Here is an 11,612-nt window from a genome sequence, read left to right as displayed (position 1 = left end):
GCGCCTTCGCCCGCGGCACCCGAGCGGGCCGCACCCCGGCCGCCGGCACGCCCGTCGGCCCGCTGCACGGGACACCGGCGCACGAGGCGCCCCCCGGAGCCCCCGGCACCCCCGCCCCCGTAGACGACGAAGGGAACCCCCGCGCGTGAACGACCACCTCAACAACGAACTCGGCTGGATGCTGGACGAGGTCGTCAAGATGCCCGAAGCCCGGCACGCGATCCTGCTCTCCTCCGACGGCATGCTCCGCGCCCGCTCGCAGGGCATCGAGCGCGACGAGGCCGAGCGCCAGGCCGCGGCCCTCTCCGGCCTGCAGTCCATCAGCCGCTCCACCTCCGAGTTCTGCAACCACGCGCAGCAGGAGAACCCCTGGCGGCAGACGCTCGTGGAGTTCGCCCACGGCTACGTCTTCCTCATCGCGGCCGGCCCGGGCGCGTACCTCGCGGTGTCCGCGACCGAGCACGTCGACATGGAAGCGGTCACGTACCGCATGCAGAAGCTCGTCGACCGGCTCGGCAAGGAGCTGACCAGCCCGCCCCGCGCGGGCACCTGGCAGGGCTCGGGCGCCCCGGCATGACCCCGCCCGCGCCGAGGCACGAGAGAGGGTTAGTGCGCCCGTACGTCGTCACCGACGGCCGCGCCCACCCGACCCGCAACACCTTCGACCTGGTCACCCTGGTCCTGGCCCAGTACGACCGGCCGCTCACCGGGCTCAGCCCCGAGAAGCGCCGGCTCATGGAACTCTGCCTCGGCGGCCCCCTGTCGGTCGCTGAGATCGCCGGGCACCTGATGCTGCCCGTGAGCGTCACCAAGGTGCTGCTCGGCGACCTGGTCGACAGCGGCCACCTCATCACCCGGGCCCCCATCCCCTCGGCACAACTCCCCGAGGCCCAGATCCTGCAGGAGGTGCTGGATGGACTTCGCGCTCGCCTCTGAGCCCGTCGGTCCCGTCGAGCCCGTTCCCGGCGCCGCCGGCGAGCAGCTGTACCTGCGGCGCACCGTGAGCACCGCGGCGAAGCTCCTCGTCGTCGGCCACTTCGCCGTCGGCAAGACCACGTTCGTCGGCTCGCTGTCGGAGATCCGGCCGCTGCGCACCGAGGAGACCATGACCCAGGCCGGCGCGGGGGTCGACGACCTCGCCGGCATCGAGGGCAAGACCACCACCACGGTCGCCATGGACTTCGGCCGCCTCACGCTCAGCGACAGCCTGGTGCTCTACCTCTTCGGCGCCCCCGGCCAGCAGCGCTTCACCCGCCTCTGGCAGGACATGACGCAGGGGGCGCTCGGCGCGCTCGTCCTTGCCGACACCCGCCGCCTGGAGCAGTCCTTCGACGTCATGGGCCTGCTGGAGGAGCTCGGCCTGCCCTACGGGGTGGCCGTCAACCACTTCGACGGCGCTCCCGTGCACCCGGAGGAGGAGATCCGCGAGGCGCTCGACCTGCTCCCCGAGACCCCCCTGGTCACCTGCGACGCCCGCGACCGGGTCTCGTCCACCCGCGCGCTCATCGCCCTCGTCGAGTACCTGCAGCGGCGCACCGCACGGGAGCACGCGTGAACCACCCCCGCCCCGACGGGGGCGCCGTGCCCCCGCCCGGCTGCCCGGCGCACCAGGAGTACCAGCAGCAGCACCAGGAGTATCAGCAGCAACAGGAGTACCAGGAGCACGCCGCCGGGGCCTGGGCCCCCGGGCCCCCCACCCCCATGTACGGGCCCGACTTCGCGGCCGACCCGCACGCCGTCTACGCCCGGCTGCGCACCCTGGGCCCGGCCGCCCCCGTGGAGCTGGCCCCCGGCGCCCGCGCGACCCTCGTCACCGACTACCGGGCCGCGCTCGAAGTGCTCCGCACCCCCGAGATCTTCGGCAAGGACGCCCGCCGCTGGCGCTCCCTCGCCGACGGCCGCGTCGCCCCGGACAACCCGGTCGTGCCGATGATGGCCTACCGCCCCAACTGCCTCTTCTCCGACGGAGAGGCCCACACGCGGCTGCGCCAGGCCGTCACCGACTCCCTCGCGCGCATCGACCCCAACGCCCTGCGCGGCTACGTCGAGCGCAGCGCCGACACCCTCATCGACCGCTTCGCCGGCCTCGGCGAGGCCGACCTGCTCGGCGCGTACGCCAAGGTGCTGCCGCTGCTGGTCTTCCAGCAGCTCTTCGGCTGCCCGCCCGAGCTCGGCGACCGCCTGGTGGAGGGCTTCTCCGGCATCTTCGACGGCGTCGACGCCGAGCGCGCCGACGCCCTCATCACCAGCAGCCTCGTCGAGCTCATCGCCCTCAAGCGCGAGCAGCCCGGCGCCGACATGACGTCCTGGCTGATGGCCCACCACGCCCGCCTGAGCGACGAGGAGCTGATCCACCAGCACGTCGTCCTCATCGGCGCCGGCACCGAGCCCCAGCAGAACCTCATCGCCAACGCCCTGCGGCTGCTGCTCTCCGACGACCGCTTCGCGGGCGACCTCGCGGGCGGCAGCATGCCGGTCGAGGACGCCCTGGACGAGGTGCTCTGGCTCGACCCGCCGATGGCCAACTACGGCGTCCACTACCCCGTGCAGGACGTCGACTTCGGCGGTGTGCCGCTGGCCGCCGGCGAGCCCGTGGTCGTCAGCTTCGCCGCCGCCAACACCGACCCCGCGCTGCTCACCACCCGGCGCACCGGCAACCGCGCCCACCTCGCCTGGAGCGCCGGCCCCCACCACTGCCCGGCCAAGGACGCGGCCCGCCTGATCGCCGCCGTCGCCGTCGAGAAGCTCCTCGACCGGCTGCCGGACCTCGAACTCGCCGTCCCCGCCGACCGCCTCGTCTGGCGGCCCGGCCCGTTCCACCGCGCCCTGACCGCGCTGCCCGTACGGTTCCCCCCGGCCCCGCCGGCCGGCCCGCGGCCCGCCCCCGTGCACGACCTCTCGGCCGTGCGCCGCCCCGGGCCCGGCCCCGTACCGCCGTACGAGCAGCCCCAGTCCGCCCCGTCCCCGCAGCAGGCCGACCTCCCTGGAGACAGCCGATGGAACGCAAGCCCAGCACGGACCGCCGGCCCGGCGCCGTCACGGTTCAGCCCGCCCCCCTCCGGATCGACGCCACCGGCAGCGACATCCACGGGGAGGCCGCCAGGGTCCGGGCCCGCGGCGCCGCGACGCCCGTGGAGCTTCCTGGCGGAGTGGTGGCGTGGGCAGTGACCACGCAGCCGCTGCTGAAGGAGCTCCTGACCGACCCGCGCGTCTCGAAGGACCCCAACCAGCACTGGCCGGCCTGGACCAACGGTGACATCTCGCCCGAGTGGCCCCTGTTCACCTGGGTGGCGGTGCGGAACATGTTCACCGCCTACGGCACCGACCACAAGCGGCTGCGCTCCCTCGTCGCCAAGGCGTTCACCGCCCGCCGCACCGCCGCCCTGCGCCCCCGCATCGAGGCGCTGACCGCGGACCTCCTCGACGGCCTGGCCGCGACCGCCCCCGGCGAGACCGTCGACCTGCGCGAGCGCTACGCGTACCCGATCCCCATCCAGGTCATCTGCGAGCTGTTCGGCGTGACCGACCCGGACCTCCGCGAGGGCCTGCGGGACTGCGTCGACAGCATCTTCCACACCTCCGCCGACCCCGCCGAGGTCACCGCCACGTACGCCCGGATCTACGAGCTGCTCGGCGCCCTCGTCGCCGCCAAGCGGACCGCCCCCGGCGACGACATGACCAGCGTGCTGATCTCCGCCCGCGAGGAGGACGGCTCCCGCCTCAGCGAGCAGGAGCTCCTCGACACCCTGCTGCTGGTGATCAGCGCCGGGCACGAGACCACCGTCAACCTCCTCGACAACGCCGTCCACGCCCTGCTCACCCACCCGGACCAGCTCGCCCTGGTCCGCTCGGGCGCCGCGAGCTGGGACGACGTGATCGAGGAGACCCTGCGCCACCGTTCCCCCGTCGCGAGCCTCCCGCTGCGCTACGCCACCGAGGACATCGAAACCAGTGCGGGCATCACCCTGCGAAAGGGCGACGCCATCCTCGCCGCGTACGCCGCCGCCGGCCGCGACCCGGAGCTGCACGGCGCGGACCCGGACCGCTTCGACGTCACCCGGGCCGTCAAGGACCACCTCGCCTTCGGGCACGGCGTCCACTTCTGCCTCGGCGCGCCCCTCGCCCGGCTGGAGGCGGCCATCGCCCTGCCCGCCCTCTTCGACCGCTTCCCGCGGCTGCGGCTCGCGGCCGGGGAGGGGGAGCTGCAGCCGGTCGAGTCGTTCATCTCGAACGGACACCGGGCGCTGCCGGCCCTGCTGCACGGCTGAACCGCCGCGGAGTACGCCGGACCGGGGATGAGGCGTGGGCCACATTCCCGCTCCGGCGGGTGGCGGGTGGGCGACCGTACGGGTGAGCGCTTACGATCCTCTGTTGTGTCCAAACTGACCGACCTGCCGAAACGGATCCTGATCGGCCGGGCGCTGCACAGCAGCAAGCTGGGAGAAACCCTTCTCCCCAAGCGCATCGCCCTGCCCGTCTTCGCCTCCGACCCGCTCTCCTCCGTGGCGTACGCGCCGGGCGAAGTGCTCCTCGTGCTCTCCGCGGCAGGCGTGTCCGCCTACCACTTCAGCCCCTGGATCGCCGTCGCCGTCGTCGTGCTGATGTTCACGGTGGTCGCCTCGTACCGCCAGAACGTCCACGCCTACCCCAGCGGCGGCGGCGACTACGAGGTCGCCAACGTCAACCTCGGCCCGAAGGCCGGCCTGACCGTCGCGAGCGCCCTGCTCGTCGACTACGTCCTGACCGTCGCGGTCTCCATCGCCTCCGGCATCGAGAACCTCGGCTCCGCCATCCCGTTCGTCATCGAGCACAAGACCGCCTGCGCCATCGGCGTGATCGTGCTGCTCACCCTGATGAACCTGCGCGGCGTCAAGGAGTCCGGCAAGCTCTTCGCGATCCCCACGTACGTCTTCGTGGGCGGCGTCTTCGTCATGATCTTCTGGGGTGCGATCAAGGGCTTCCTCATGGGCGAGACCATGAAGGCCCCCACCGCCGACTACACGATCCACGCCGAGCACCAGGGCCTCGCGGGCGTCGCCCTCGTCTTCCTGCTGCTGCGCGCCTTCTCCTCCGGCTGCGCCGCCCTCACCGGCGTCGAGGCCATCAGCAACGGCGTGCCGGCCTTCCGCAAGCCCAAGAGCAAGAACGCCGCCACGACGCTGGCCCTGATGGGCGGCCTGGCCGTGACGATGTTCTGCGGCATCATCGGCCTGGCCATGGCGACCAACGTCCGGATGGCCGAGAACCCGGCCACCGACCTGCTGAAGAACGGCTCGCCGGTGGGCGAGGGCTACACCCAGAACCCGGTGATCTCCCAGGTCGCCGAGGCGGTCTTCGGCAGCGGCTCGTTCTTCTTCGTCGTGCTCGCCGCCGCCACCGCGCTGGTCCTCTTCCTCGCGGCCAACACCGCGTACAACGGCTTCCCGCTGCTCGGCTCGATCCTCGCCCAGGACCGCTACCTGCCGCGCCAGCTGCACACCCGCGGTGACCGCCTGGCGTTCTCCAACGGCATCGTGCTGCTGGCCGGCGCCGCGGCCGTCCTCACCTACATCTACGGCGCGGACTCGACGAAGCTGATCCAGCTCTACATCGTCGGCGTCTTCGTCTCCTTCACCCTCAGCCAGACCGGCATGGTCCGGCACTGGAACCGCCACCTGGCCACGGAGACCGACCCGGCCAAGCGCCGCCACATGATCCGCTCCCGCGCGATCAACACCTTCGGCGCCTTCCTCACCGGCCTGGTCCTGGTCGTCGTCCTGCTGACGAAGTTCACCCACGGCGCGTGGGTCGCCCTGCTCGGCATGGTGATCTTCTACGCGACGATGACGGCGATCCGGAAGCACTACGACCGGGTGGCCGAGGAGATCGCCGCCGACGAGGGCCCGGGCGACGAGACCGTCCGCCCCTCCCGCGTCCACTCGATCGTCCTCGTCTCCAAGATCCACAAGCCGACGCTGCGGGCCCTCGCCTACGCCAAGCTCATGCGCTCCGACACCCTCGAAGCGCTCAGCATCAGCGTCGACGCGGCCGAGACCAAGCTGCTGCGCGACGAGTGGCAGCGCCGCGGCCTCGACGTCCCGCTGAAGATCCTCGACTCGCCGTACCGCGAGATCACCCGCCCGGTCATCGACTACGTCAAGAGCCTCCGCAAGGAGAGCCCGCGCGACGTCGTCAGCATCTACATCCCCGAGTACGTGGTCGGCCACTGGTACGAGCACCTGCTGCACAACCAGAGCGCGCTGCGCCTGAAGGGCCGCCTGCTCTTCACGCCGGGCGTCATGGTCACGTCGGTGCCGTGGCAGCTCGACTCGTCGGAGGCGGCGAAGCTGCGGGCGCGCAAGCGGGCGGAGTGGAACGCGCCGGGGTCGGTGCGCCGCGGCCCGGTGTCGCAGCCGAAGAAGGAGAAGGCGGCGACCAAAAAGTAGCGCGCCGAGGTAGCGCGTCATCCGAAGGGTGAGGTGGGACGTAGACTGGACGGCTGTCCCGCCTCACCCTTTGACGTACCTGGAGCCGACCCCCATGCAGAACGAACCGCAGGAATCGCTGGTCGGCGAGGAGTACGAGGTCGAGGTGGGCCCGGTGGCCCACGGCGGCCACTGCGTGGCGCGCACGGAGTCGGGCCGGGTCCTCTTCGTCCGGCATGCGCTGCCGGGCGAGCGCGTGATCGCGAAGGTGACGGAGGGCGAGGAGACGTCCCGCTTCCTGCGCGCGGACGCGGTGAAGATCCTGGAGCCGTCGAAGGACCGCGTGCCGGCCCCCTGCCCCTTCTCGGGCCCGGGCAAGTGCGGCGGCTGCGACTGGCAGCACGCCAAGCCGGGCGCCCAGCGCCGCCTGAAGGGCGAGGTCATCGCCGAGCAGCTGCAGCGCCTGGCGGGCCTCACCCCCGAGGAGGCCGGCTGGGACGGCACCGTGATGCCGGCCGAGGGCGACAAGCTCCCCGCGGGCCAGGTCCCCGCCTGGCGCACCCGCGTCCAGTACGCGGTCGACGCCGAGGGCCGCGCGGGCCTGCGCAAGCACCGCTCGCACGAGGTCCAGGTGATCGACCACTGCATGATCGCGGCACCGGGCGTCAGCGAGCTCGGCATCGAGAAGCGCGAGTGGCCGCAGATGGCGACGGTCGAGGCGATCGCCGCGTCGGGCTCCGCGGACCGCCAGGTCATCCTCACCCCGAAGCCGGGCGGCCGCCTCCCGATCGTGGAGCTGGACAAGCCGGTCTCGGTGATGCGCGTCGGCGAGAAGGACAAGCGGGTCCACCGCGTCCACGGCCGCCCCTTCGTCCGCGAACGCGCCGACGAGCGCACCTACCGCGTCGGCGAGGGCGGCTTCTGGCAGGTCCACCCGCAGGCCGCCGACACCCTGGTCAAGGCCGTCATGCAGGGCCTCATGCCCCGCAAGGGCGACATGGCCCTCGACCTCTACTGCGGCGTCGGCCTCTTCGCCGGCGCCCTCGGCGAGCGCATCGGCGAGAAGGGCGCGGTCCTCGGCATCGAATCCGGCAAGCGCGCCGTCGAGGACGCCCGCCACAACCTCCAGGACCTCGACCGCGTCCGCATCGAACAGGGCAAGGTCGAGCAGGTCCTCCCGCGCACGGGCATCAAGGAGGCCGACATCATCGTCCTCGACCCGCCCCGCGCCGGCGCCGGCAAGCAGACGATCCGCCAGCTGGCGTCGCTGGGCGCCCGCCGCATCGCCTACGTGGCCTGCGACCCGGCAGCCCTGGCCCGCGACCTGAAGTACTTCGCGGAGGAGGGCTACGCCCCGGCGACGCTGCGGGCGTTCGACCTCTTCCCGATGACCCATCACGTCGAGTGCGTTGCGATCCTCAAGCCCACGGGAAACCGCGCCTGACCTGCGGTTTACCTGGTGTGCATGATGCGCGCTATGGACGTTAAGGGTGAAATCTTGACGCTCATGTGACGCTCGCCGAGGAGGCGAACGGAGGGTGCGGAGTGCCCCTCAACCCGGCGGCTGAGATCCGGGTTGAGTGGGCGCTGTGACTGAGATTGCCGCGCGCCCAGCGATCCCCGTACGTTGGGCATCGGTGAAAACGGGGCCCCAGTCGTCATCGAGTACAAGTGCGGGCGTGACGCCGGGGTGATCAACGAGGGCCTCTTCCGCGGAGGCCATGGTGGAGTGACCGGATGAACTGGCCGGGGTCGGTGAACCGGTGTCCGATCAGCGTCCCGATCCTGGCCGGCGTCCCGATCCTGGCCAGGGTCCAGGTCTGGCACGCCGGCTGTGCGTAACCGGCCCCTTGTCCAGCTCTTCCTCCAGCGCCGCGAACGGCTTGTCGCTGAGCTTCGGGCAGGATGCGGGCCCTTTCGAGAGCAGTGCGGCTTCCCCCGTCGGCCTCGTGTGCCTGCCGCCACCGCTGGACCGAACGTACGCTCACCCGTAATCGCTTCGCGATCAGCCCGTTCGGCAGACATTCAGCGAACATCCCGGCCGCTTCCAGGCGGATCCATTCATGGAACTCCCGCCGTTCATCGGTCAGTCCACCACCTTGCGGATACCTCCTGTCCCCGGCGCTGCTGCTACCGCCCGTTACGGATACGTTTTCCGTGATCGAAATTGGGTTGTCGGGGACGGGTGTTACTGACGAAGCCGCTGACATGAAGTGTTGTGGCCGAACTCGTGCTTGTGCGGGACCCATGCCCGTCGCGAGCTATCTTCTCGAACGTGCCGGATCGGGCGAGGCAGGACCGCCGCCACCGTCGTGGGCCGCAGCCCTACTTCAACCCGCGGGAGCGGGACGTCATCGAACTGCTCCCGGAAGGACTCAGCAATCGGCAGATCGCCGACAAGCTGGGGATTTCCTTCAGGGAGTCAGCGCGGTGTGGAGCGGGCGCGGAGGTGGGCGCGTTCGCCTTGGCGGCCGAACAGGATGAGCACCTCGACGGGCGTGGAGTCGGCGCTGTCGAACCAGTGTGGCACATGGGTGTCGAACTCGGCGGCCTCGCCTTCGCCGAGGATCAGGTCCTGGTCACCGAGGAGTAAGCGAAGACGGCCGCCCAGCACGTACATCCATTCGTAGCCCTCGTGGGACTTCTGCATGGGCGGACGGCGTCGGGGCGGGATGATCGCCTTATGGGCCAGCAGGCCGCCGGGCCGCCGCGTCAGCGGGATGAACGTCATGCCGTTGCGCTGCACCGGACGCATGTGGATGCGCGGGTCACCGGTTGGTGGCGCGCCAATGAGTTCGTCGATCTGCACGCCGTAGACCTGGGCGAGCGGCAGCAGCAGTTCGAGCGTGGGCCGGCGGTGGCCGGTCTCCAGCCGCGACAGTGTGGAAACCGAGATGCCGGTCGCGGTCGCCACGTCGGTGAGGGGCGTGTCGCGTTGCTTGCGAATCGCGCGTAGCCGGGACCCGACTCCGGTCAGCACCTCATCCATGTTTGCCATTCCTGCAAAGTTAGTTGGTCCGCCCGCCGACGGGAACAGATGCTGGTGACATGAAGAAGAAGTTCGATGCCGCCGTGCTCGGCGGCGGCGCCGCGGGACTGAGCGGCGCGACCAGCCCGTCGGCGTGCTCGCCATGCACTTGGAATGGGCCGTGCGCCAGGCGCTGATGTTCCGGCAGTTGACCTCGGAAGTGACCTTCTTTCAGCACGCCACCCCGGCGCTGACCGAACAGCACGTGGCCCGGTTGACCACCTGGGACATCAGGGTGCTCACTGAGCCGGTGGAGTCCGTTGAGGTGGCTGACGACCTCAATGCGCAGATGGTGAGCGCGGCCGCCGCCGGCGCCGCTATCAGCGGCGACCTCGTCGCTGAGGACGCCGAGCTCACCATCAAGGTGTTGGCACCGACCTACTCGGAGGAGCGGTACGGGGAGGGAAAACGGGTCTGGAGCGGCAAAGCCAACCTGCATGTGGAAACGACCGCCGCCGATCTCCCGGCCGGCACCGCGCCGAACGTCGGTATCGGCGGAGGCTGGGATGCGATCTGGCTCGCCTCGCACGGAAGCAGTTCGACCTGGTGTCCGCGCAGACCTGCAGCTGCCCAGGCCCGCACTCCAGGCCATGCATCGCAAGCTGGCCGCGGCCGTCCGTCCGGGCGGAACGCTGCTCGTCGTCGGTCACCACCCGGCCGACTTGGACGTACCGACGCTCCGCAGTCCGTGCCTGCCGCGCCTGATGTTCACCGCCGAGGACGCCGCCATCCTGCTGGACCCGAGTGGGACATCACCACGTTGGCCGCCGAACGCCCGGCCACCGACCCGGAGAGCCGGCCGATCACGCCCACCGACGCGGTGCTGCGCGCGGTGCGACGTCCAGCCGAATGACCGTACGGCAATAACCACCAGACGTATCAAGAAAAACGGGAGGGACCGATCATGACCGGCAGGGGGAGGGTGGAGCGTACGGACACGCTCGTGATCGGAGGTGGTCAGGCCGGGCTCGCCACGAGCTACTGGCTCACCAAGGCTGGAATCGACCACATCGTGGTGGACCGGCGGGACCGCCTCGGCGGCGGCTGGAACGACCGGTGGGACGAGTTCTGCCTGGTACTGCCGAACTTCACGCTCCTGATGCCGGGGATGCCGTACGACGGTGACGACCCGGATGGCTTCATGCCCCGCGACGACGTGCTGAAGTACCTGTCGCGGTACGCGTCGCAGGTCAACCCGTCGGTCCGGCTTGCGACGAACGTGAACCGCCTGGCCGCCGAGAACGGTGGCCTTGTGGCGTACACCAGCGGTACGACCTTCCAGGCCCGCAACGTCGTGCTGGCGACCGGACCGTACCCGCGGCCGAGGATCCCGGCCGCGGCAGAGAAGATCTCCGCGGACATCCAGCAACTGCACACCAACGACTACCGCAGGCCCACGCAACTGGCTGACGGCGCGGTGCTCGTGGTCGGCACAGGCCAGTCCGGCGCGCAGATCGCCGAGGAACTGCATCGGGCAGGCCGTGAGGTCCACCTGTCGGTGTCGAAGAAGCCCGCCGCACCCCGCCGGTACCGAGGCCGCGACCTGGGCTGGTGGCTGCTCAGCATCCACCAGCACGGCGCCGAGGTAGGCGTGGAGATGAAGCTCCAGTCGCCGGCCGCGCGGTTCGACGGCAACCCGATCCTGTCCGGCCAGGGCGGCGGTCACAGCATCGACCTGCGGCAGCTCGGCAGGGAAGGCGTTCGGCTGTACGGCCGGCTGAAGTCGGCGGACGGCACGACGGTGCGGTTCACCGACGACCTCGCCGAACGGCTGGCGTTCGTCGAGACCCAGTTCGACAAGACGCAGCGGCGGCTGTTCGACGCGTACATCGCGGCGGCCAAGATCGACGCGCCGCCCGACGACCGTCCCGCGCCCAGCGACTCGGCCGTTCCGGCCACCAGCACCGAGCTCGACCTGGCCGCCGCCGGGATCGGTTCCGTGGTGTGGGCGACCGGGTACCAACTCGACTTCGGCTGGGTCGATCTGCCTGTCTTCGATGAATGGGGCTACCCACGGCACGCCAGGGGCGTCACCACCCAGCCCGGCCTGTACGCGGTTGGCCTGCCCTGGCTGCACTCCGTGGCGTCGTCGGTGTTTGTCGGCGCCGGCGCCGACGCCGCGCACATCGTGGAGCACATCGCCGCCCGAAACGCATCCTGACGCCGCAGGTGCGCACTTT

Annotated in this window: 10 protein-coding genes and 1 pseudogene; 10 read left to right on the top strand and 1 reads right to left on the bottom strand. The window is 70.9% G+C overall.

Features of this window, described 5'->3' with window-relative positions; translation table 11 throughout:
- Window positions 1-145: 145 nt before the first annotated feature.
- The 8 genes and pseudogenes from B7P34_RS06320 to B7P34_RS39660 all read left to right on the top strand — a co-directional run.
- Window positions 146-577 carry a roadblock/LC7 domain-containing protein gene (locus B7P34_RS06320; protein ID WP_106674797.1) on the top strand — a complete coding sequence of 144 codons (432 nt, stop codon included), beginning with the start codon at window positions 146-148 and terminating at the stop codon, window positions 575-577.
- Window positions 578-609: 32 nt separating this feature from the next.
- Entirely contained in the window at window positions 610-936 is a 327-nt protein-coding gene (locus B7P34_RS06315) for a DUF742 domain-containing protein (protein WP_286157450.1), read from the top strand.
- A complete protein-coding gene (locus B7P34_RS06310; RefSeq protein WP_106674796.1) occupies window positions 914-1,555 on the top strand; it encodes a GTP-binding protein in 642 nt (213 codons plus the stop codon). Before B7P34_RS06315 ends, B7P34_RS06310 begins: the two co-directional genes overlap by 23 nt.
- The gene (locus B7P34_RS06305) at window positions 1,552-3,168 is read left to right on the top strand and encodes a cytochrome P450 (protein ID WP_223267558.1); all 1,617 of its coding nucleotides are present in this window, start codon (window positions 1,552-1,554) and stop codon (window positions 3,166-3,168) included. The genes B7P34_RS06310 and B7P34_RS06305 overlap by 4 nt, the downstream gene beginning before the upstream one ends.
- On the top strand, window positions 3,165-4,268 hold the full coding sequence (locus B7P34_RS06300; RefSeq protein WP_223267557.1) for a cytochrome P450 family protein: 1,104 nt from the start codon (window positions 3,165-3,167) through the stop codon (window positions 4,266-4,268). The genes B7P34_RS06305 and B7P34_RS06300 overlap by 4 nt, the downstream gene beginning before the upstream one ends.
- Window positions 4,269-4,373: 105 nt before the next feature.
- On the top strand, window positions 4,374-6,425 hold the full coding sequence (locus B7P34_RS06295; RefSeq protein ID WP_106674794.1) for an APC family permease: 2,052 nt from the start codon (window positions 4,374-4,376) through the stop codon (window positions 6,423-6,425).
- A 94-nt stretch (window positions 6,426-6,519) separates the two neighbouring features.
- A complete protein-coding gene (locus tag B7P34_RS06290; protein WP_106674793.1) occupies window positions 6,520-7,848 on the top strand; it encodes a class I SAM-dependent RNA methyltransferase in 1,329 nt (442 codons plus the stop codon).
- A gap of 774 nt (window positions 7,849-8,622) precedes the next feature.
- A pseudogene (locus B7P34_RS39660) lies at window positions 8,623-8,805 on the top strand (hypothetical protein); the annotation flags it as partial.
- Window positions 8,806-8,826: 21 nt separating this feature from the next.
- Here B7P34_RS39660 and B7P34_RS06275 read toward each other — a convergent pair.
- Window positions 8,827-9,393 (bottom strand): helix-turn-helix domain-containing protein, encoded by a 567-nt coding sequence (locus B7P34_RS06275; RefSeq protein WP_435693949.1) that lies wholly within the window; start codon window positions 9,391-9,393, stop codon window positions 8,827-8,829.
- 133 nt (window positions 9,394-9,526) lie between these two features.
- Here B7P34_RS06275 and B7P34_RS38285 point away from each other — a divergent pair, with 133 nt between their 5' ends.
- Both B7P34_RS38285 and B7P34_RS06265 read left to right on the top strand, forming a co-directional pair.
- Entirely contained in the window at window positions 9,527-10,285 is a 759-nt protein-coding gene (locus B7P34_RS38285; RefSeq protein WP_223267556.1) for a hypothetical protein, read from the top strand.
- A gap of 51 nt (window positions 10,286-10,336) precedes the next feature.
- Window positions 10,337-11,593: a flavin-containing monooxygenase gene (locus B7P34_RS06265; RefSeq protein WP_106674790.1), complete on the top strand. Its 1,257-nt coding sequence runs from the start codon at window positions 10,337-10,339 to the stop codon at window positions 11,591-11,593.
- Window positions 11,594-11,612 lie beyond the last annotated feature (19 nt).

The sequence above is a fragment of the Streptosporangium nondiastaticum genome (genome assembly GCF_003011965.1).
Taxonomy (GTDB): domain Bacteria; phylum Actinomycetota; class Actinomycetes; order Streptomycetales; family Streptomycetaceae; genus Streptomyces; species Streptomyces nondiastaticus.
This window is presented reverse-complemented; position numbering and strand designations above follow the sequence as displayed.

Coding starts and splice junctions, on each gene's coding strand:
- B7P34_RS06310 (WP_106674796.1), top strand. CDS start 914: ATGGACTTCGCGCTCGCCTCTGAGCCCGTCGGTCCCGTCGAGCCCGTT.
- B7P34_RS06290 (WP_106674793.1), top strand. CDS start 6,520: ATGCAGAACGAACCGCAGGAATCGCTGGTCGGCGAGGAGTACGAGGTC.
- B7P34_RS06275 (WP_435693949.1), bottom strand. CDS start 9,393: ATGGATGAGGTGCTGACCGGAGTCGGGTCCCGGCTACGCGCGATTCGC.
- B7P34_RS06265 (WP_106674790.1), top strand. CDS start 10,337: ATGACCGGCAGGGGGAGGGTGGAGCGTACGGACACGCTCGTGATCGGA.